At 52.9% G+C, this 21,672-nt stretch carries 20 protein-coding genes; 8 read left to right on the top strand and 12 right to left on the bottom strand.

Annotation, left to right across the window (positions count from 1 at the left end; translation table 11 throughout):
* Nucleotides 1-2 precede the first annotated feature (2 nt).
* The 3 genes from hflX (at nucleotide 3) to WA318_RS10985 (ending at nucleotide 3,150) form a co-directional block, all read left to right on the top strand.
* Complete coding sequence (gene hflX / locus WA318_RS10995; protein WP_404969461.1) at nucleotides 3-1,334, top strand: GTPase HflX; 1,332 nt, start codon at nucleotides 3-5, stop codon at nucleotides 1,332-1,334.
* A 34-nt stretch (nucleotides 1,335-1,368) separates the two neighbouring features.
* Nucleotides 1,369-2,193 (top strand): inositol monophosphatase family protein, encoded by an 825-nt coding sequence (locus WA318_RS10990; RefSeq protein ID WP_258548647.1) that lies wholly within the window; start codon nucleotides 1,369-1,371, stop codon nucleotides 2,191-2,193.
* A gap of 84 nt (nucleotides 2,194-2,277) precedes the next feature.
* Nucleotides 2,278-3,150, top strand: coding sequence for an AraC family transcriptional regulator (locus WA318_RS10985; RefSeq protein ID WP_336081022.1), 873 nt, complete (start codon nucleotides 2,278-2,280; stop codon nucleotides 3,148-3,150).
* 25 nt (nucleotides 3,151-3,175) lie between these two features.
* Here WA318_RS10985 and mazG read toward each other — a convergent pair whose 3' ends face one another.
* From mazG to ectA, 5 genes are all read right to left on the bottom strand, one after another.
* Nucleotides 3,176-4,000 (bottom strand): nucleoside triphosphate pyrophosphohydrolase, encoded by an 825-nt coding sequence (mazG, locus tag WA318_RS10980; RefSeq protein WP_336081020.1) that lies wholly within the window; start codon nucleotides 3,998-4,000, stop codon nucleotides 3,176-3,178.
* A gap of 152 nt (nucleotides 4,001-4,152) precedes the next feature.
* A complete protein-coding gene (locus WA318_RS10975; RefSeq protein ID WP_336081012.1) occupies nucleotides 4,153-5,658 on the bottom strand; it encodes an aspartate kinase in 1,506 nt (501 codons plus the stop codon).
* Between the two features lie 86 nt (nucleotides 5,659-5,744).
* Nucleotides 5,745-6,146 (bottom strand): ectoine synthase, encoded by a 402-nt coding sequence (locus tag WA318_RS10970; RefSeq protein WP_068519046.1) that lies wholly within the window; start codon nucleotides 6,144-6,146, stop codon nucleotides 5,745-5,747.
* Nucleotides 6,147-6,212: 66 nt separating this feature from the next.
* Entirely contained in the window at nucleotides 6,213-7,496 is a 1,284-nt protein-coding gene (gene ectB / locus WA318_RS10965; RefSeq protein WP_336081008.1) for a diaminobutyrate--2-oxoglutarate transaminase, read from the bottom strand.
* A gap of 124 nt (nucleotides 7,497-7,620) precedes the next feature.
* Complete coding sequence (ectA, locus tag WA318_RS10960) at nucleotides 7,621-8,169, bottom strand: diaminobutyrate acetyltransferase (protein ID WP_336081006.1); 549 nt, start codon at nucleotides 8,167-8,169, stop codon at nucleotides 7,621-7,623.
* A 324-nt stretch (nucleotides 8,170-8,493) separates the two neighbouring features.
* On the opposite strand from ectA, the gene WA318_RS10955 reads away from it, so the two are divergent.
* Entirely contained in the window at nucleotides 8,494-8,973 is a 480-nt protein-coding gene (locus WA318_RS10955; protein ID WP_114097479.1) for a MarR family winged helix-turn-helix transcriptional regulator, read from the top strand.
* 100 nt (nucleotides 8,974-9,073) lie between these two features.
* On the opposite strand, the gene WA318_RS10950 is transcribed toward WA318_RS10955, so the two are convergent.
* The 6 genes from WA318_RS10950 to WA318_RS10925 all read right to left on the bottom strand — a co-directional run bounded on the left by WA318_RS10950 (nucleotide 9,074) and on the right by WA318_RS10925 (nucleotide 15,972).
* The gene (locus WA318_RS10950) at nucleotides 9,074-10,195 is read right to left on the bottom strand and encodes an AbrB family transcriptional regulator (RefSeq protein WP_336081003.1); all 1,122 of its coding nucleotides are present in this window, start codon (nucleotides 10,193-10,195) and stop codon (nucleotides 9,074-9,076) included.
* Complete coding sequence (locus WA318_RS10945) at nucleotides 10,195-11,877, bottom strand: methyl-accepting chemotaxis protein (protein ID WP_336081001.1); 1,683 nt, start codon at nucleotides 11,875-11,877, stop codon at nucleotides 10,195-10,197. The genes WA318_RS10950 and WA318_RS10945 overlap by 1 nt, the downstream gene beginning before the upstream one ends.
* 34 nt (nucleotides 11,878-11,911) lie before the next feature.
* Nucleotides 11,912-13,447: a tripartite tricarboxylate transporter permease gene (locus WA318_RS10940; RefSeq protein WP_114097482.1), complete on the bottom strand. Its 1,536-nt coding sequence runs from the start codon at nucleotides 13,445-13,447 to the stop codon at nucleotides 11,912-11,914.
* The gene (locus WA318_RS10935; RefSeq protein ID WP_336080998.1) at nucleotides 13,440-13,928 is read right to left on the bottom strand and encodes a tripartite tricarboxylate transporter TctB family protein; all 489 of its coding nucleotides are present in this window, start codon (nucleotides 13,926-13,928) and stop codon (nucleotides 13,440-13,442) included. Before WA318_RS10935 ends, WA318_RS10940 begins: the two co-directional genes overlap by 8 nt.
* A gap of 44 nt (nucleotides 13,929-13,972) precedes the next feature.
* Nucleotides 13,973-14,971 (bottom strand): tripartite tricarboxylate transporter substrate binding protein, encoded by a 999-nt coding sequence (locus tag WA318_RS10930; protein ID WP_336080997.1) that lies wholly within the window; start codon nucleotides 14,969-14,971, stop codon nucleotides 13,973-13,975.
* Nucleotides 14,972-15,291: 320 nt separating this feature from the next.
* On the bottom strand, nucleotides 15,292-15,972 hold the full coding sequence (locus WA318_RS10925; RefSeq protein ID WP_336080994.1) for an IclR family transcriptional regulator: 681 nt from the start codon (nucleotides 15,970-15,972) through the stop codon (nucleotides 15,292-15,294).
* A gap of 118 nt (nucleotides 15,973-16,090) precedes the next feature.
* On the opposite strand from WA318_RS10925, the gene WA318_RS10920 reads away from it, so the two are divergent.
* Both WA318_RS10920 and WA318_RS10915 read left to right on the top strand, forming a co-directional pair.
* Entirely contained in the window at nucleotides 16,091-17,308 is a 1,218-nt protein-coding gene (locus WA318_RS10920; protein ID WP_336080992.1) for a CaiB/BaiF CoA transferase family protein, read from the top strand.
* Complete coding sequence (locus WA318_RS10915; RefSeq protein WP_336080990.1) at nucleotides 17,305-18,165, top strand: citryl-CoA lyase; 861 nt, start codon at nucleotides 17,305-17,307, stop codon at nucleotides 18,163-18,165. The genes WA318_RS10920 and WA318_RS10915 overlap by 4 nt, the downstream gene beginning before the upstream one ends.
* A gap of 23 nt (nucleotides 18,166-18,188) precedes the next feature.
* On the opposite strand, the gene WA318_RS10910 is transcribed toward WA318_RS10915, so the two are convergent.
* The gene (locus WA318_RS10910; RefSeq protein ID WP_336080987.1) at nucleotides 18,189-19,313 is read right to left on the bottom strand and encodes an ABC transporter substrate-binding protein; all 1,125 of its coding nucleotides are present in this window, start codon (nucleotides 19,311-19,313) and stop codon (nucleotides 18,189-18,191) included.
* Nucleotides 19,314-19,455: 142 nt separating this feature from the next.
* Between WA318_RS10910 and WA318_RS10905 the strand changes: the two genes are divergently transcribed.
* Together WA318_RS10905 and WA318_RS10900 are read left to right on the top strand one after the other, a co-directional pair.
* Complete coding sequence (locus WA318_RS10905; RefSeq protein WP_114097488.1) at nucleotides 19,456-20,121, top strand: response regulator transcription factor; 666 nt, start codon at nucleotides 19,456-19,458, stop codon at nucleotides 20,119-20,121.
* On the top strand, nucleotides 20,118-21,518 hold the full coding sequence (locus tag WA318_RS10900; RefSeq protein WP_114097489.1) for a sensor histidine kinase: 1,401 nt from the start codon (nucleotides 20,118-20,120) through the stop codon (nucleotides 21,516-21,518). Before WA318_RS10905 ends, WA318_RS10900 begins: the two co-directional genes overlap by 4 nt.
* Nucleotides 21,519-21,672: the final 154 nt, after the last annotated feature.

The raw sequence follows: 21,672 nt of genomic DNA, 5'->3' as shown, positions 1-21,672 counted from the left end.
CTCTGACTTCGGGGGGCGGCGATGCGCCCGATACCCCCCGGGTCCTAGTTTTCCATCCGGATCTAAAACGCGCGGACCAGAAAGCGTCCTGGCGCGACGCGTCTTCGCGTCTGGATGAAGCGGTCAGTTTGACTGGCGCATTGGAATTTGACGTGGTGGGCGCGGATATCGTGCCCATTGCAAAAACACGCCCGGCAACCCTTTTCGGGACCGGTGTCGTTGAGCGGCTTGGTTTGCAAATCAAGGCCGAAGAGGCCGATATTGTCATGATCAATGGCCAGCTTTCCCCGATCCAGCAGCGTAACCTGGAACGTGAATGGAAATGCAAGGTTATTGATCGAACCGGCTTGATCCTTGAGATTTTTGCCGATCGTGCGCGCACCCGTGAAGGACGCTTGCAAGTTCAACTGGCATTGCTCAGCTATCAGCGATCCCGCCTTGTGCGGACCTGGACGCACCTTGAACGTCAGCGTGGTGGTCGCGGGTTCCTTGCCGGTCCGGGTGAACGCCAGATCGAGATTGACCGTCGCCTGATCGGAGACAAGCTTGCGAAATTGCGTCGCGAGCTTGAAGAAGTCAAACGGACGCGCGAACTTCACCGCGAAGCTCGCCGCCGGGTGCCTTATCCGATTGTGGCCCTTGTCGGTTATACCAACGCCGGAAAATCGACTCTGTTTAACCACCTGACGGTGTCCGAGGTTTTTGCCGAGGATATGCTGTTCGCGACGCTTGATCCGACCATGCGTGGTTTGATCCTGCCAAGCGGTCGAAAGGTTATTCTGTCTGATACGGTGGGGTTCGTTTCGGATTTGCCGCACGATCTTGTCGCGGCGTTCCGTGCGACACTTGAAGAAGTTCTTGAAGCAGACCTGATCGTTCATGTGCGTGATGCATCATCGCCCGAGACCGAGGCACAGAAGCTTGACGTGCTTGAAGTTCTCAAGGCGCTTGGTCTTCAAAAGGCAATTGATGGCGAAGAACTGGTCGAGGCGCTTAACAAGATCGATCTTCTTGAAGGTGAAGACTTTCAGGCCGTGCTGGAATATGCATCCCGTCATGACAACACCATTGCGATTTCGGCGGTAAAAGGCCGCAATTGTGATGCACTGCTTGAATTGATCGAGGATCGTCTGACCGAGGACATGCCGGTGTTTGAGCTGTGCGTGCCTTATTCGGACGGTAAGTCACTGGCCCGTCTTTATGAGCAGGGCGAAGTCTTGCAGCGGAGTGAAGGTGCGGACGGAATTTCAATCCAGCTACGCGTTGATACGACGCGTGTTGGTCGGTTCGAAGACTGGTGTGCCAAGGCCGGGCTTGAAGTGCATCTGATATAGTGCGTAATCAGGATTACCCAGTGGGAGAAGTAGCGTGGCGATAAAAGTCGATATGGATAAGGTTACCGAAATTATCCGGGAGGTATCGGCAACTGAAATCGCTCCGCGCTTCGGTCAGCTTGATGATGCCGATATCGATATCAAAACCCACGCGCTTGATCTTGTCACCATAGCAGATACCGAGGCCGAGCGGGTTCTAACCGCACGTTTAACCGATCTGTTGCCCGGGAGTCTGGCCTTGGGCGAAGAGGCAGCACATGCTGATCCGAAGTTGCAGGATAAGGTTTTTGCCGGCACCGCCCCGTTCTGGATTATTGATCCGGTCGACGGCACCAAAAACTTTGCCCATCATCGCCAGCCATTCCGCTGCATGGTCGGTTTGTATTACGGCGGCGAAACTGTCGCAGCCTGGATTGTCGATCCGATTGAAGGTGCTGCAACCGTCGCCGAAAAGGGGGCCGGTACCTGCTATCAGGGTCAGCCGGTTTCTGTGCGTTCAGACATTACCAAAGCCCGTGATGCAAAGGGCTTTTTGATTTCCTATGCCCGTGATCGCATTCGCAAGCATTATGGTCATCTCGATTTCTTTGATGACGTTGCCCATTATTCCTGCTGTGGCGCGGAGTATGAGGAAATGGCGCGCGGTGCATATGATTTTTGTGCCTATCGAACCTTAAAGCCCTGGGATCATGCGCCGGGTACGCTGCTTGTTCGTGAGGCTGGCGGTTTTGCGCGCTATATCATGTCTGACAAGGACAACGAATATAACGCCAATGCGACAGCCCCCGGACTTCTTTGCGCAAGTTCCGAGGATTTGTGGCACGAAATCAACGAAATCCTTTTGCCGCTATTTTCCTGACTCTATCAACGACAAGATCGCAAGATTTGTCAAATCGCACCGTGATAGCGTTTTCAAATTGCACAACAAATGCATGAGAGAACGATGAATAAATTACATGCCCAGCGTTCCTATCAGGACCGTCTTACCCGTGTTCAGGCCTATATTCATGATCATCTGGCAGATGATCTGGATTTGAACAGTCTTGCTGAAATTGCCTGTATGTCTCCGACGCACTGGCATCGCATTTATCACGGTGTGTTTGGTGAAACCGTGGCTGCGACAGTCAAGCGGGTACGCCTTCATACGGCCGCCGGAATGCTGGCCAACAGCGAAATCCCCATTGATGATATTGCAAAGCGGTGCGGATATCCGAATTTGCAATCCTTTACCCGTATCTTTTCCGACAGCTATGGAATGCCGCCCGCCCGCTATCGCAAGGAAGGCAGTCATCGGAAGTTCCAGAATGCCGTTGATGAAGATCAGGGAGCACTCGTTAGTGGCCCATGGGACGTGGAAATCCGGAACGTGCCTGAGATGTCACTTTTGACCATTCATCATCACGGATCATTCATGCAAATCGGCGAGGCGTTTGATCGCCTGTTCGGCTGGCTTGCCGTTCGCGGGCTGGTTGGACCCCATATCAGATTGATCGGTGTTTATCACACTGATCCTGATGCGTATCGTGAAAAAGACCTGTTTTCAAGGGCAGGAGTGCTTCTTGAAAACAGTCAGACCGTTGATGTTGAGGTGCCGGTTACACGAGCAACTGTTGCGGCTGGTCGGTATGCCTGTCTTCGCTACAAGGGGCCATATGCCGATATGAGGGCGGCCTATTTGTGGTTATTTGGCAAATGGTTACCGCAATCTGGTGAAGAAGTGCGTGAGGGGCCTGTATTCGAGGAATACCTCAATAATCCACGAGAAGTGGCACCGACAGAATTGCTGACGGAAATCTATATGCCGCTTGAAGGCTGATAGCTGGATGCAAGAACGGGGTTGGTTACGCCTGACCCCGTTCGACCTTCTTGGCCAAGTCCCAAAGATTGTCCATTTCTTCCAGATCAGATTGCGCTGCAGTTCGGCCATCGCGGGCGAGTTCATCTTCGATGAAATGGAAGCGTTTGGTGAATTTGTGATTGGCACCGCGCAAGGCAACTTCTGGATCGACCCCGATCTTGCGTGCCAGGTTTGCCATCACAAACAGCATGTCGCCCAATTCATCCTGCAATCGGCCCGGGTCAGGATTGTCGTTCATCTCGGCTTTAAGTTCGTCAATTTCCTCGTGAAGCTTGTCAAAGACTTCTTCGGTGCTTGGCCAGTCAAACCCGACACGTGCCGCGCGCTTGGTCAGTTTCTCGGCACGCATCAATGCGGGCAGGGCACTTGCGACGCCATCAAGTGCGCTATGACGGTCATGACCCTTTGTTTCGGCCTTGTGTGCGCGTTCAGCGGCCTTGATCTTTTCCCAGGTCTGATTAACGCCGTCGGTGGTTGTTGCATCGCCGTCGCCAAAGACATGCGGATGACGACTAATCATTTTCGAGACGATGCTGTTGGCAACATCTTCAAAATCGAAATGCCCGGCTTCCTTTGCCATCTGGGCATGGAAAACCACCTGAAGCAAAAGATCACCCAGCTCATTGCAGAGTTCAGGCATGTCGTTATCGGCAATTGCATCGGCTACTTCATAGGCTTCCTCGATGGTGTAGGGGGCAATTGTCGAGAAATCCTGTTCGAGGTCCCAGGGGCATCCGCCATCGGGATCACGCAAGCGTGCCATGACGTCAAGAAGGTCGTTGATGGCTTTGCTGTTTTGCGTGCTCATGCAGATAGTCCCCGTTTGAAGTTTGCTTGCGGTGTTCCTGTTAGTCCTATCGCGGTGCATCAATGCTGACAAGTCTCTGATCTGGGCAAAACAAAACCCGCAAGCCGTATGGTGCTTGCGGGTTTTGACGTGATGTCAGGATGCCTGTTGCCTTATGCGGCTTTGAGCTTTTCCTGTTTGTTAGCGCTCTCATCACCGGAATCTTCGGTGTTTGCGCTTTCTGATTTCTTGCCTTCGACGAGGCCGCGATGCAGGGCAATGACTGCTTTGTCGAAATCGCCTTCGGCGACGACAAACTGAAGGTCAACCCGACGGCTCGGATAATGAGATGCCACAAGTTCGACACCTGCCTCATCAAGGATCGAGACTGAACGGGCAAACAGGCCCGGCTGGGCGATATTTGCGCCAATCACAGAAACAATCGCGACCTTGCGGGTCTGAACGGTTGCTTCGGGATGCTTGGCTTCGATTTCGTCAACGCAACGGCGGATCTGTTTCAGAGGTGCCGATACATAATGCGTAATCGTGTTGGCATTCAGGTTCTTGGTGACGGTTGGAACCTTATAGCGTTTCAGAACGCTGAGAATTGATTCCTCGCCCCCCGGAACACCAACCATGTCCTGATTGAAGACTTCAATTTCGAACGCAGTCGGAACGCCGGTTACAATTTCAACGCGGCTGTTTTCCGGGTTCCAGTGATCATCGATCACCGTGCCCGGATGTTCCGGTTCAAAGGTGTTCGCAATCCGAAGCGGAATATCATTCTGACGCAGGCCCTTGGCCGCGCGCGGGTGGATGGCTTCCATGCCCATGTTCGAAAGCTGATCGGCCACGTCATAGCTGGTCCGGCCAATCGGGCGAACGGAATCCTCGCCAACGATGCGCGGATCAGCACTCGAAAGGTGGAATTCCTTATGAATGATTGCTTCGCGCGCCTTTGTCAGACAGGCAATCCGCGAGAACGTGACTTCACTGTAACCACGACCATAGATGCTCATCAAACCTTCACTGCACTGGGCATATCCGGTTGCAATGGCAAGCTGGCTTGGAAGGTCGATATCGGTGAATACTTTTTCGATACGACCATCAAGTGTTGATGCCTCGGGCTCGCGCCAGCCGGAAAGATCGGCAAAGACCGCATTCACGCCTTTGGCACGCAGCAACAACATGGTGTTATGCGCACTATGTGCCTCGCCAATCGCGGACAGCATTTCACGTACAGTCAGTAAATGCTTTTCAAGTTTGAAATGCCCGAAACTGCAAAGACGGTGAAGGTCCATCAGGCAACTGCGTGTGCCTTCTATGCGTTCCTGAACAAAGGCATTGGCAAGTTTCAGTTCCGGGGCGTCACCAAAGATCTTCTCGTTGATTTCGCACATCCTTTCGGAAACTTTGGTCAGGGCATCACCCCATGCCCAGTCGGTTTCCGATCCGGCATATAGCTGATAGACGCCTGCTTCGCCGGTTTTCTTGTTTTCCAGCAAAAGGTCGGTGAAACCGCCATATGCTGAAACGACAAAGACCCGGTTATAGAGCTCTTCCTCGCTACGATTGCCGACCAGAATATTATCCATGACCGCATCAACCTGGGTCATAGACGTACCACCGATCTTGTGAACGCTATGCCCAGCGTCCGATTTTTTCTGGGCTGAAAGCATGTTGCCTCCTTTGGGGGCGTTTCCTTGAAAGATTATTGGCTCGGAAAGTTTGAGGCGGTCGTTACCGGCCGCCTCAAGCAAGAGTCCTAGCTTGCGAGCGCATCGCCATCGAGCGGATAGACACCGTTCTCGTCATGAACCTCGCGACCGTTAAGCGGCGGGTTGAACGCACAGGCGACAACCATGTCCTCGGTGCCGCCGCGCAGATAGTGGCGGTCATGCTTGTTCAGGATGTAAACCGTTCCCGGCTCGATCTTGTATTTCTTGCCATCTTCGATGGTTTCGACTTCACCGTTGCCCGAGATGCAATAGACAGTCTCGAAATGGTTGGCGTAGCAGATCTCGGTTTCCGTGCCGGCATAGATGGTGGTGATATGGAACGAAAAGCCCATGCCATCATCGGCAAGCGACAGACGGGTGCTTTCCCAGTTATCCGAGACCACACGGCGACCGGATGCTTCACATTCTTTCAGGGTGCGAACAATCATTTGTAACTCTTTGATCTAATGAAGTTGTGGGGCAGGGCGACGCGACGGTGCGTCGCCCCTGTCATATTATTCAGCAGCAGCTTTGGTCGGTGCAACATCCTTGCCCATGGCTTTGGCCGTTGCCAGCTCAAGGATGTCGAGACCATGTGCCAGATCCTGCTTGGAGATGATCAGCGGGACAAGGCATTTCACCACTTCGTCTTCCGGACCACTGGTTTCGATCACCAGATTATGCCTGAAACATTCCTTGGTGACTTTCGATGCCATTTCGCCACTTTCAAAGCAGATACCCTGCATCAGGCCTCGCCCCTTGCGGTAAAGTTTGCCATCACCATAACGTTCGGCAATTTCTTCAAGGCGCTTGCCAAGGAACTCGGCCTTGTCGCGCACATCTGCTGCAAAGGCATCGTCAGACCAGAAGAGGTCAAGTGCCGCTGCTGCCGTGACAAACGCATGATTGTTGCCGCGGAACGTGCCGTTATGTTCACCCGGCTGCCAGACGTCGAATTCCGGTTTGATCAGGACGACTGCAAGCGGCAGACCATAGGCCGACAGCGATTTTGACAGCGTGATCATGTCAGGCTTGATGCCCGCAGGTTCGAAGCTGAAGAATGTGCCGGTACGGCCACAGCCCGCCTGGATGTCATCGACGATCAGAAGGATGTCATGCTTGCGGCATACTGCTTCAAGATTTTTGAGCCAGCCAAAATCAGCCGCATTCAGACCACCTTCACCTTGAAGTGTTTCAACGATCACGGCCGCCGGAAGGGCAACCCCGCTTGAGTTGTCTGACAGAACACGGTCAAGATACTCGGTGGTATCAGCGCCATCGCCCATATAGCCGTCAAACGGAACAGCAACCGCGTTATCAAGTGATACGCCAGCCGCGCCGCGATGATGTTCATTGCCAGTGATGGCAAGCGAACCCAGCGTACAGCCATGGAAACCGTTGGTGAAGGAAATGATGGTTTCACGACCTTTGACGCGACGGGCCAGCTTCAGGGCTGCTTCCACGGCATTGGTGCCGGTCGGGCCGGTAAACTGGACCTTGTATTCCATGTCACGCGGCTTGAAGATTTTGGTTTCAAGCGCATTAAGGAATGCTTCCTTGGTCTTGGTGTGCATGTCCAGACCATGGGTGATACCGTTCGATTTGATGTAATCGATCAGTTTCTCCTGCAGGACCGGATGGTTATGGCCATAGTTCAGGCTGCCGGCACCGGCAAGGAAATCCAGATAACGATTTCCGTTCTCGTCGGTAAGCCAGGCGCCTTCGGCACTTTCAAAAGTAACGGGGAAGGAGCGTGCATAGCTCTGGACTTCCGATTCAAGGCGATCAAATACAGTCATGGTTCCCTCTTTCAGATTGGGAAAATCAAATCCACATGTCATGCCAAACGTTCCGGCGAGCCGGTTGTTCCAAAAACGGTATGACCGTTTGCTGCATGCGCTGGGAGTGGTCAGGTTGGTCTAATCAGGCCGCGACGCGTTCAACATCTTCACGTTCGAACGGTCCGATCTGCCACAGAATTTCGCTGGCAGCGGCCCCTTCAAAGTGGGTTTCGCGTTCGAACTGGACCTTGCGTTTGACGTCGGCGCCAAGCTCACGTGCGACTGAACGGAAAACGCCTTGCGACGGTGCATTGGTCGAGGTGATTGTCGTGTTCAGTTCGGTCACGTTGTGGCATGCCGGACGGTCCAGAATGTCAAGGATCAGGCGTTTAGCCAGACGTAATCCGCGTGCCTTCGGTGATACGGCAACCTGCCAGATAAAGAGCTGGTTGTTCTTGTTCGGAACGATATAGCCCGAGACGAAGCCGACAGCTTCGCCGTCAAGTTCTGCAATCGCGCAGGTGTCTGCAAAGTGCGAACATTGCAGCAGATTGCAGTACATCGAGTTTTCATCCAGAGGCTTACACTCGGCGATGAGGTTGTTTACCGTAGCGCCGTCAGTGGCCTTGGGTTTTCGGATAATCAGGTTGGCTTTCTGGCCGGTATTGCCCTTTGTGGTGGCAATTTTCATCGGTCTGCCTGTTCTGTTATTTCGATATGCGATCATTCATGTCGCAGAAGATGTATAGAATATCGATATAAAATGATCAACCCTTCGACTGTGAAATTCCTGTGAAATGATCTAAGTTACTGATAAATATGATAAGTATAATTAATCGAACATCGATAATGATACGCTGAGAATGAGGAAAAATTCTTTCCTTAAAATAACGAATATCGATGTAATAACCGATAGAAAATCGATGGAAGTATGTCGTAAAACGTTGCGTAGCGCGGGGTGTACGGCTAAAACAGGTTCTGCAGCAGAACAATAATTTTCGCCCGGATCGTCAAAATGGACAAATTGCACGAAGCCTTGATCTCAATTCGCAGAATCCTGCGTGCGAGTGATATTCACGCCAAGAAACTTGGTAAAATCACCGGGTTGAAAACATCACAGCTTCTTGTTTTGCAGTCACTGGAAGAGTTCGGCGAGATGACGGTCGGGCAGATTGCCGCCAAGGTCAATCTTGCACAGGCATCTACCACATCACTTGTCGACAAGTTGCAGGCGATGGGATTGGTGTCTCGCGAACGCGGTGATACGGACAAGCGTAAAGTCTTTGTGCGCCTGACCGAGGAGGGCGTGCTGACCCTTGATCGTGCGCCAATGGCCTTGCATGACCGTTTTTCCGACAAGTTCAACAATCTTGAGGAATGGGAACAGACATTCCTTATCGCGGCGTTGCAGCGTGTATCGGGTATGATGGATGCAAGCGACATCGACGTTGCGCCATTGCTAGATCACGATGTTATTGTCGATAAGCGCGACTAGGTCCGGTAGCGAGTGATCGAACCATTTTTAAAGTTACTTTAAATGTTGTCGACCTAAGGCGCTGGTATATAAAAATCTGGTCGAAAGTTCCGGTATTCAGTTAGCCCGGAAGGCCTTTCTTGCGATTGATATGGCGTTCGAACCATTTCGCCATGATCGGGGCGAGTAGCACAATCTCGAAAATGCGCACGATATGATGGAATGCGACAAAGCTTGGTTCGACATTCAGTGCAAGTGCGATCAATGACATCTCGGCGACACCGCCCGGGGCAAAAGCCAGAAGGACTGCAATAAAGTCAAGGTCCAGCCACTGCGCCACAAACCATGCAATGACACCGGTAAAGGCAAGGACGACGACAGTGGCAAGGACTGAATAGATTGCCAGTCGACCAAGGACAGCAAGCTTTACCCCTGAAAAGCGACTGCCGATGGCTGAGCCAAGGATCAGCAAACTCCCTGCCAGCAACCATCCGGGAAGATTGCCCTCAACCGTGCCAGTGACGTGCAGCACCATGCTGGCGGCCATGGCACCGGTCATGTATGAGGCGGGTACCCTGATCTTTCGAAATACCAGAATGGTGAGAAGGGCGCAGATTGCAGTAAGCGCACCTTCGCCAAGAGTCATCTGAACGGCTTCGCTATCACCATGACCACTTGCAACGACGCCGGTGATCATCAGGACAATAAGGGGGGCTGACATCACCAGCAACAGAACACGCAGCCCCTGTGTCAGGGCAATTTCCTGTTCGTTGCCACCTGCAGCAGCCCCAAGGACGACCATCGGGGTCAAGCCACCCGGGGTGGCCGAAAACAGGGCCGTTGCCGGATCAAGACGGGCAACCTTGGTATAAAACCAGGTGATGATCACCGTGATGACTGGTACGTAAAGGAGGACAGCGATCATGCTGATCGGCCAGCGCGCCGCCTGGTCAAATGTATCGGGCGTGAAAGACGCCCCAAGGAATATTCCGATCACGCCAAGAATGGCTGAGCGGAACTGCATCGGGATGCCCATCGGGACACGCAGAAGACTTGCGATAAAAGTCGCGAGCATCGGGCCCATCATCCAGGCCAGCGGCATGTTGATGGAATGGGCAATCACGCCACCGACAAGACCGATCCCCAGTCCGACAGCAAGTTTTTTAAAGAATTTCGGCGTCAAAACACGGGAAGTGCGATTGATCCAACTGTCATTCGAAGGATCGTCCTGTGTTCTGCTCATTATGCTTCAGCCTTGTTCTTTTCAATCTGCTCTAGGAAACCATCAATGGCATCGCGCAGTCGGGATGCTTCGGTATTCAGGGTGTTGGTCGCCCGCGAGACATTTTCCGAACCGTTATGAACACGCTCGGTTTCACTATCGAGTGCGTTTACGGCCTCTGCCACTGTGCGCATACCGCCATTGGCATCCTGAATACTGTTTGAAATGCCTGCGGTTGATGCCTGTTGTTCTTCAACGGCGGCCGCAATCGCTGCTGCGGACTGGTCAACCTCTCCAATTACGTCGGCAACGCTATGAAGGGCTGCGATGACATTGTCGGTCAGTCCGCGGATCTCTTCGACCTGGCTTGCGATCTCGTCCGTTGCGCGGGCGGTTTGCGAGGCAAGGTTTTTAACTTCGCCTGCGACCACAGCAAATCCCTTGCCTGCGTCACCGGCGCGGGCGGCTTCGATCGTGGCATTCAGGGCAAGAAGGTTGGTCTGACTTGCAATGTCTTCAATCAGACTGACGATATCACCAATCCGTTGGGTGGCATTGGTCAACTGATCAAACAGGGCACGGGAATGCTCGCTTTCCTCGCGGGCGCGCCCGGCAACGGTGGCAGAATTTTGCGCTTGCTGTCCGATTTCCGCGATGGCTTCGGACAGGCTGGCTGTGGTGTGCGATACCGCTTCGATATGGTGAAGTACCTGTTCGGAATGCTGATTTGCGTCTGCAGAGCGGGCGCTGGCATGGTTGGCAATCTGCTCCATATCGCTTGCCGAACCGTTGAGCGAACCAAACTCGCGATCAAAGCCCGACAGGGCCTCCTGAACCGAACGCTGGAAATGTTCGGTTGCCTCGATCAGGTTTTGCTGACGCTGGCGTTCAACGCCACGGATACGCTCGCGCTCCTTGCGCAAGGTTTCAGCCTCGCGCGATTGATCGCGCAACACAGTGACCGAGCGCGCAACAGTGCCGATTTCGTCCCGCCGCTGCCCGCCGCGGATATCGATATCAAGATCACCATTGGAAATCTTTTCAATCAGTCGCGCCAAATCGGTCATCGGGCGTGAAATACGGCGCGACACAAAGACAGAAACGATCCCGGCAATAATCACCACCAGGACGGCAACAATGACAAAGACGCGTTGCAAAGCTTCGGCCTTTGACGAAGCTTCGGCAAAGGAGGTCGTTGCGATGTCGTGGGTCTTGGCAAGAATATCGTTCAGCGGAACCTGAAGTGCCTGAAACGTCTCGTCAGCCTGCGCGATGACTTCAAGCGCGCCATAGATATTCATTTCGCTTTCAACAAGGAACTGATCGACCTGTTCCATGTATTTTGCGTAATTGGCTGCAAATTCATCGCCGCCAACGGCGGCCAGTCGTTCTGCCATCGGGGCCAGTTCGGAGGACAGCTTGCTGACCTTTTCGCGCAGGTCCGGTACAACGGCGGCATTAATACCGTTTGAATCCCATGTCAGAATGCGAAACAGCGATCCGTGAGCCTCGTTAAGCGCATTGCTTAAGGTCAGCGCATCGGATCGCCGTTCATAGGCTTCGACGCGAAGGCTGGTGAGTGTGGCTTTCTCGCTTTCGAGGGTTGCGACAGTCGCAACGCCCATTGCGATAATGACGATCATAAGGAAGACCGGAACCAGCAGGGTTTTGGGGCCGATCGACAGATTATCAATAAAACGCATTCACCCGTTCCTTCTTGTCGATTAACGTCGCTTCCTAGAGTTCGCCGTCATTGGGAACAGCCTTGCGGCCGCGCATCCATTCGCGGAAGTTTCCGATCAAAGGTGCAGAGAGGAAAAGAATACTGATCAGAAGAATGACAAGGGTGATCGGACGTTCCCAAAGGAAGGAAAGGGAGCCGTCACTGATTGCCAATGCGCGACGCAGGTTTTCTTCCATCATCTTGCCGAGAATGAAGCCAAGAAGCATCGGTGCCATCGGATAATTCAGCAAACGCAGGCCGATTGCGATAGCGGCGGCAAATACCATCATCTGAATGTCCATGGTGTTAAAGGTCACCAGATAGACACCAACCAGCGAGAAGAACAGAACGAACGGCACCAGAAGCTGCTGGGGCAGGGCCAGAAGACGGGAGATGTAGGGGATAAGTGGCAAGTTGAGGATCAGCAGAACCACGTTGCCGATATACATCGAGATGATGACAGACCAGAACACAGCGGGCTGCTCGACAAACAGGCGCGGGCCCGGCTGAACACCATAGGAAATCAGTGCCCCCATCATGACAGCAGTTGTACCGGAACCCGGAATACCCAGTGTCAGAAGTGGCACAAATGAACCCGAACAAGCAGCGTTATTGGCCGTTTCCGGTGCCGTAAGGCCGCGAATGGAGCCCTTGCCAAACTGAAGCTTTTCCTTGGCCGATGCCAGATTGCGTTCCATGCCATAGGCAAGGAAGGATGCAATGGTTGCGCCCGCACCCGGTAAAACACCTGTAAAGAAGCCGAGAATGGAAGAACGGCCGATGACCGGTACCATGGTTTTGACTTCTGCCTTGGACAACTTCATTGATCCAAGGCTTTTAAGGGCCTTTTCTTCGTCCGAGCGAGTGTCCTTGGTCGGACGAAGGATCGAAAGAAGGGCTTCTGACAGTGCAAAGGTCGACATTGCAAGCAACAGGAAGCTGATACCATCGACAAGATCCATGCTGCCAAAGGTAAAGCGAGCAACACCCGCCGCCGGATCGGTCCCGATGGTCGACAGCATGATGCCAAACAGCGTCATCGTGATCGCCTTGAGAACCTGACCTTTACCGGCAAACGCAGAAACTGCTGTCAGTCCCAGAACCATCAGGGCGAAATAATCGCCCGACTGGAAGGACAGTGAAACCGATGCCAGGGCAGGGGCTGCAACCAGCAGGAAGATTGCTGCAATCGTACCACCCGAGAAGGATGAATATGCCGCAATCGCCAATGCCTTGCCCGCCTGACCCTTCTGGGCCATAGGATAACCGTCAAAGGCGGTTGCGACCGTACCGGCAACGCCCGGCGCATTGATCAGAATAGAAGATGTCGAACCGCCAAAGATCGCCCCGTAATATACACCAGCCATCAGGATCAGGCCGGTTGATGGATCAAACCCGTAGGTGATCGGGATCATCAGTGCAATGGCGGTGATTGGGCCAAGACCGGGAAGCATTCCGATGAAGGTGCCTGCGAAACAGCCAACCGCAACCATCAGAAGGTTGATTGGCATTACAGCGGTCGACAGACCGGCAAAAATTCCATCAAGCATCGTTTGAGATCCAACCGAGATAGTAGAAGAAATCGCCCGGGGTCAGGTAAATACCCATCAGGTACAGCAGACCCCAGAATGCGAGTGTGACAAGAACAGCCGTCAACACCAGAACCAGTGGACGTCGTTCGCCAAGGGTATAGAAACCGCCCATCAGGAAGAGCGATGTCGAGATCGGGAAGCCAAGCTGGCGGATCGTCAGGCCATAGAACACCATCAGGGCCGCAAGAATGGCGACACGTCGCCATTTCAGGCCACGAAAGGCATCCGAGAGACTGCCAGCGTCTTCATTGGCCGGCAGGATCAATTGGATGAAGGAAACCACGCCCAGAATCCAGGCAAGTGCATTAGGGAGGGTTCTGGCATTGAACGGAGCATCCTCATCGCCAAACAGCAGCGGAATGTCACCGACGTAAAAGCCATAAATCAGAGCAAGGCATAGGAACAGCAATGCGCCGAATTTGTCGCGATTGATGGACATGGCGTGGTTTCCTTCGGAGGTCTTTTTACTTGTGTTCTAAAGGCTTACTTCAGGAAGCCGAGATCGCGCATCAGGTCGCCAACGACCTTTTCCTGATCTTCCATGAAGGCAGAGAACTCGGCGCGCGGCTTGTAGATTTTTTCCCAGCCGTTACGTTTGCGAACGGTTTCCCATTCTTCAGTGGCCTGAACGTCTTTGAGAACGGCAGCGTAAGCGTCTGCTTTTTCAGCCGACAGGGCCGGGGAACCGAAATACCCGCGCCAGTTAACGAATTCAGCATCAATGCCAATTTCGCCCAGTGCCGGAACGTCAGGAGCAGCTTCAACGCGTTCTTTCGACGTTACAGCAAGAATGCGGATCTGACCTGCTTTGGCCAGTTCAAGCAATTCGCCCAAGCCGGTTGACAGAACTTCGGTCTCACCCGACAGAAGGCCTGCAATTGCCTTGCCGCCAGCATCGTACGGAATGTATTTAACCTGTTTGGCGTCGCCGCCGCCTTTCTGGACAGCATAGGCCGCTACGATATGGTCCATGCCACCACGTACCGAGCCGCCACCGAATTTAACCGAGCTCGGATCGGCTTTGACGGCTTCGACAACATCGGTGAAAGACTGGAATTTGCTGTCTGCCGGAACGGCAAACGCTGCGTATTCAGCAACGACTGCTGCAATTGGGGTCAGATCACGGAACGACTGCGGAAACACACCGGTCAGCGAACGTACGATGATCGGGGTGGAGTTGACCATCAAGGTGTTGTCAAGGCGATCAGCGGCCTCGATCATGTATGCAATGGCTTTACCGCCGCCGCCGCCAGACATGTTTTCGTAGGATGCGGTACCAACCAGACCGGATTTGGTCAGTGCTTCGCCGGTGCCACGTGCCGTGCCATCCCAGCCGCCGCCAGCGCCGCCCGGAATGACGAAGTGAATTTCTTTCATTTCTGCGGCTTTGGCATCCATTGCGCCAAATGCAGCAGTTGAAACAGCAACTGCGGTTGCTGCGGCAATAAATCCGCGACGTGAGAACATCGTCAGCTTATTCATCAGGGTCTCCTCCAGACACTAAAGCATTTTCCCAGACCACCCGTTTGGCGGTCGACCGATCATCAGGAACAAAACTTCAGCAAGGAAGAACGTTGGAACCCGCTTAGCGGATGCAACAATGCCATCTGCATGCAGGTATTAGGTTGTCCTCCCTTGCCGATATTCTTTTTGTTTGTTCCGGGTGCTTCGTTGAAACCCCCGGATCGGCAGTGGAAGGACGTTAACAGTCGAACCTGTCATCAACCTGTCATTGCGGATAATTCGGTGAAAAAATTTCACATGATTTATACGATATTGGCAAAAATGAAGGAAAACCGGGATCAGGCAGACAACTTCTTGCCGCAATCATCTGCATGGGACTGCAATGAATTCAGCATCTTGAGGCGTTTTTCAGATGTAAAACGACTACCGGGACCAGAAAGGGTCAAAACACCCAAAAGGTGATTCTGACGATCAAGGACCGGGACTGCGATCGCGGAAATATCCGGATCACGTTCCCCGTCGCTTTGTGCAAACCTGTCTCCAAGAACCTCGATAGCGCGATCATCAACACCGTTTCCCCAAGCACGAATGACATGCCCTGCGGCACCACGATCACAGGGCAGGATTGCACCCTCTTCAAGATGGTGGCGCAAGCTGCTCGGTGAATTTTCCCGAAACAGACAAAGGCGGTTGGAGCCCTCAGGCACATAGAATGAGGCAGTTTCGCCACTTTGGGAGACCAGCGCCGACAGGTGCGGGCGCACGACATCATCCATTCGATAGGATCTTCGATAGATTGATCCCAGTCGCCACAATGCCGGGCCTAATCGATAACGTCCGCGACCGGAGGTCATCAGAAACCCGTGTGACTCCAGCGTTCCTGCCAGTCGTGACAGGGTGCTTTTATACATTCCGGTACGCTCAGCGAGTTCTTTGAGCGAAAGATCCGGATCCTGATCCGTAAAGACATCAAGAATTTTCAGGGCCCGTTCCACGGCACTAACGTTTTGTTCTGACATGAAAAGTGATCTCGCTGTTGGGTTGCTGCGGTGTTCGGCGACCGGTTTGCATTTCGCACGGGTCATAAATTCTATATAATAGAACATAATTCTACCAGACAGAATTTAAGGAAGACCCATGAACGGAACAAAATCTTTGTCCGGCATCACAGTGCTTGATCTGACAAACGTGCTGGCCGGGCCGTTTTGCTGTCATCAGCTTGCTCATCTTGGTGCAGAAGTAATCAAGGTCGAGGCCCCAGGGCGTGGTGACCTTGCCCGACAGCTGGGTGCCGATATGGGGTTGAATGAAAAGCTGATGGGCGTCTCCTTCTTGGCGCAAAATGCCGGAAAGAAGTCGATTACCCTGAACCTGAAAGATCCACGTGGCAAAGATATCCTCAAGAAATTGGTCACGAAGGCCGACGTTATTGTCGAGAATTTCAGGCCCGGCGTTATGGACAGGCTCGATCTTGGCTATGACGTTCTGTCAAAGGTAAACCCCGCACTGGTTTACTGTGCGATTTCCGGATTTGGTCAGACTGGTCCGATGAAGAAACTTCCGGCCTATGATCAAATCGTGCAGGGCCTGTCCGGTATCATGACGATCACCGGGACAGAGGAGACGGGAACCTATCGCGTCGGCTATCCGATGGCCGATACTATTGGGGGCATGACAGCTGCATTTGCCATCAGTTCGGCCTTGGCTGGAAGAGCTCTTGGCAACAAGGATGGTAAAGGCTGTTTTATTGACATTTCGATGCTGGAATCAGTCATCGCGACTATGGGGTGGGTGGTTTCAAATTATCTCATTGCTGGCAAAGAACCGACCGCGAACGGTAATGATAACTTCACCTCATCCCCGTCAGGTGCGTTCAAAACAGCAGATGGTCAGATCAATATCGCCGCCAACAAACAGGAGCAGTTCGAAGCGCTGTGTGGTGTCCTTGGTCTTGAGGACCTGATCGGCGATGAGCGGTTCACATCACGTAAGGAGCGACTGGAGCACCGTGACACACTGACCGGACTGCTTGAAGCCGTCCTGACGACACAGGAAACGGACCACTGGGTTGAGAAATTCAACGCAGTGGGTGTTCCTGCCGGTGCCGTTCTTACTGTGCCACAGGTTCTTGCACTTCCGCAGATTGCCGATCGCGGGATGCTGGCAGCTTTTGAAAATGTTCCCGGTGCGGATCGTGATATCCGAATTTTGAAGACCGGGATCAAGATGGACGGGGTTGCACCGTCAGTCGATATGCCGCCCCCCGAACTTGGTCAGGACAATACAGATATTCTCTCGTCGCTTGGCCTGTCTGCTGACGAGATCACAACCTTGTCCAAGGAGGGCGTACTATGAATGACAAGACCGCAAAGGACATTGAAAACGAAGTCAGTGACTGGTGGCAGACCGATATCATCGATATGGAACCTGGGAAAATCCATTATGCCGGTTACCCGATTGAGGATCTGATCGGCAATATCAGTTTCCCGACCATGATCTGGTTGATGACACGCGGTGAATTGCCAACTGCGGATCAGGCAAAGCTTCTTGAGGCAGCGCTGGTTGCGGCCGTTGATCACGGGCCGCAAGCACCCAGTATTGCAATTGCACGCATGGCGGCGACTTGCGGTGTTGGCCTTAACAACGCGATGGCAAGTGCTGTTAATGTGTTAGGCGATGTTCACGGTGGTGCGGGTGAGCAGGCGGTGACGCTTTATCACGATATCTCAAAGCACATGGGCGCCGGTGCCACGTTGCGTGATGCCGTGGCATCGGGGCTTGATCATCAGGTTGCAGAGCACGGCAAACATATTCCGGGCTTTGGACACCGTTTTCATCCGGTGGATCCGCGTGCGCCAAGACTGCTGGAACTGGTCAGACAGGCATCGAGCCACGGTTACGTAAGCGGACAGTTTGGACAAATTGCCAGTGCAATCGAGGATGAATTGCTTGCGCGTAAAGGAAAGCGCATTCCAATGAATATCGATGGTGCGACCGCCGTGATCTATGCCGAGCTTGGTTTTGCTCCGGAACTTGCACGCGGTTTGTTCTGCCTGTCGCGGTCGGTGGGCATTCTTGCCCATGCCTGGGAGCAAACACAACAGGGCGGACGCAATAAGGGGCCGATCCCGCGCCGACTGATCTGGAACTACAATGGTCCGGAACGTCGGGATGTCCCTGATACTGCCAAATCCGGTTTTGATAACCACTAAGGATGAATGGTGGGCAGGGTGCTTTAGCGGCGGTTTAGCAAGGCATCCTGCCAGCGACGGATAAATCGTTCGCGCTTGGCCTGATCAAGATAGACAAGTAATCCGGGTCCAACCGGGAATGAGCGCACCCGTTCGCCATAGCGATCAAAGATCAGTGACGAGAACGGGCTTTGCGGAACATCTGAACGGACCGGGTTGAAGTTGCCTTCATTTTGCAAAATGCTCTGACCCTTGACGGATAACATGAAGTCAAGGAAGCGCGCGCCAAGGTCCGGGTTCCGGGCATCACGCGGGATGATGGCAATACGCGAATAAACAACAATGAAATCATCGGGCAGAATAACGCCGAGATTCGGGTTGCGATGGCTGAATGTCTCGGCATAGGACCCAAGCAAGTTATATCCCAGAACAACCTGACCATCGGCTATCTTTTCAAGCATCGGGGATGTGTTTGAGTAAAGCTTCACCTTCGATTGCCCCAGTGCGCGAACGAAATCCCAGATGCCAGGGAAAAATCGTTCGTCACGGGCCAGAAACAGGAAGCCGACACCACTGCGCTCAATATCATAGGTCGTGACCTTTTCGCTTAACAGGTCGTCATGTTCGGTCAGGAGTGCAATGAAATCATCGCGCGTGCGTGGCGGTTCAAGATCGTGTTCACGGAAAAATGCCCGGTTATAGGCAATGACAGCAGGTTCCTGTGTGACGGCAAAGGCCTCGTTTCGCCATCGCGCCCAGTGCGGAAGTGCCTGAGTCTCGCTGCTTTGATGGGAAATTGCGTAACCATCATTGGCGAGCTTCATTTGCAAGTCCATGGACGAACTTATGATCAGGTCGGCGTTTGGTTCACTATTGGCACGCTGGGACAGCGTCATGTCATACATTTCAAGTGTCTGAAGCTGATGATATTCAACGCCAATGAACGGATTATCTTGCTGGAAGGCCTCAATCACCGGGCTGAACGCGCCAATATCGGCTGACCCATAAATGACCGCCGATGGTGTAACATGCGCCAGGAGCGATTGTTCCGGGTCGGAAATCTGTGATGTCCGCATCGGAGGAAATGTAAACACCTCGGCCAATGCAGAAGATGCTTGCATCGTCGCGACGATGGCACATAAACGAATAATGGTTCGGCCCAGGGTCATTTTGGATACTCTATGTCACGTTCGGCCATTCACAGGTGGCTGTGGTATGAACAAAGTAATCTGCAATATCATGGTTCGTTCAGGGAGCCGCAAGGCAGAACAAAGCCGTAGAACGGTTTAACAGGGAAGAGAATTACAAACAATGAGAGTCCTTGTCGTTGAAGATCATGCAGCACTTGCCGACGGGATTGCACGGTCTTTGCGTCATTCGGGCTATGCTGTTGATGTGATTGCAGATGGTGAGGAAGCCGATGATATCCTGCGCACACAGGAATACGGTCTTGTTGTTCTTGATCTGAACCTTCCGAAACTTGACGGGCTTGAAATTCTCAGGCGGTTGCGCCATCGCGGTGCTGAAAGTGCTGTTCTGATCCTGACCGCACGTGGCGATATCGAAGACCGGGTCAAGGGACTTGATCTTGGTGCAGATGATTATCTGGCGAAACCATTTGAACTGGTCGAGCTTGAAGCACGGGTCAGGGCACTGATGCGGCGTCATGCCGGTACGCACAATACCCAGATCAAATGTGGACAGCTGGCATTTGACACTGTTGCCCGGCGGGTAACGATTAAAGGCGAGGATGTCGACATTCCACGTCGTGAACTGAATATCCTTGAAATTCTGTTACTACGTGTCGGACATGTGCTGAGCAAGGAGCAGATTTCTGATCAGCTCGCCGGGTTCGAGGATGACATCAGCGCCAATGCGGTAGAGCTTTATATCAGTCGTTTGCGCAAGCGTGTGGAAATGGCCGATGTTAAAATTCAGACAGTGCGCGGCCTTGGGTATTTGTTGAAGAAAACATGAAATGGCGTAACGGGTCACTCAGACGCAGGCTTGTCATATGGTTGCTGATACCTCTTTTGGTGATCAGTTCCCTGATGTTGCTCGAAGTTCGGAGTAACGCAGTAAAGTCGACAAATCAGGCTTTTGACCGAGCTCTTTTAAGTTCAGCATTGGCAATTGCTGACCGTGTTGTCCTGATCGGCGGCAAGATCGAAGTCGATGTTCCCTATGTCGCACTTGAGATGCTGACCAGTGCCGCAGAAGATCGCGTCTTTTATCAGGTCAGTACAGGGCAGGGTGAATTCATCACCGGCTATGAAGACCTGCCACCGGTTCCGGAACGCCTTTTGCCACTTCGTGAAGAACCGGTATTTTATGATGCTGTTTACAATGGAGAGCAGGTTCGCATCGGGGCCTTGTCGCGATATGTTGCAAGCGTTCGAAAAGCCACGCGTTTTCAGGTTCTTGTTGCGGAAACCATGGGGACACGAACTAGTCTTAGCGAGGATATTCTCGCCAGTGCCGCTGCGCGCCAGATCGTACTGATTATGCTTGCTGCCATCATTGTGTGGTTTGGTATTGGGCAGGGCCTTAAACCGCTGACCCGGCTTGAAGAAGCACTTAATCGGCGCTCGCCGACCGATTTACGACCGATTTTGCATGACGTTCCGACCGAGGTGCGTCATCTGGTTGGGGCAATCAACCAGCTGTTCGGGCGTCTGGAGAACAGTCTGAAAACGATGCAGCGATTTACTGCGGATGCCGCACATCAGTTGCGTACACCTTTGGCAGCACTTCGCACCCAGGCCGAGCTCGGACAGCGCGAGAGCGAACCCGAAAAACTGCATCAGATCATGGCAACGATTGCGTCTTCGACGCGGCAAACATCCCATCTTGCCAATCAGTTGCTCGCATCTGCGCGCGCAGCACCCGAAGGATTGGCTGGTCGACCGTTTGAAAAAATTGATCTTTGTGAAATTACGCGCGCTGTGACCAGCACCAAGGTCCCGGCAGCACTCGAAAGCGGTATTGATCTTGGATATGAAGGTCTGACAGAGCCTACATACATTATGGGTGATGCGACGCTTATCGAAGAGCTTCTCAAAAACCTTGTGCATAACGCACTGATATATTGCCCGGAAGGCAGTGCAGTGACTGTGCGGCTTGAAAATGATTTCAAGGATGATGTCGTGCGGCTTACGGTCGAGGATAACGGCCCGGGAATTCCTGTTGAACACCACAAGGACGTTTTCAAGAGGTTTTACCGGATGAATGATGCCGGGCAGGAAGAAGGGTGCGGACTTGGTCTGTCGATCGTCAAAGAGATTGCTGCACGTCACGAAACCAAAGTGAAGCTGTCACAGCCCCAAGGTCACGGCGGTTGCGTGTTCAGTGTCAAGTTCAAGCGATGTCAATGATGCGCAACGCAGGGATGTGGTGATGAAAGTCAAAGTTTCTGATTAATATATCTTTTCATCTATTTGATATTAAAGGATATATCCTGATCTAAAGATGTCGGCGGGTTTTTGGAACGGCTTGCGTTAGTTTGAACTGCGTTTCGAATATGCGGGA

The organism is Thalassospira sp. CH_XMU1448-2 (assembly GCF_037027285.1).
In the GTDB taxonomy this organism is placed as follows: Bacteria; Pseudomonadota; Alphaproteobacteria; order Rhodospirillales; family Thalassospiraceae; genus Thalassospira; species Thalassospira profundimaris_C.
This window is presented reverse-complemented; position numbering and strand designations above follow the sequence as displayed.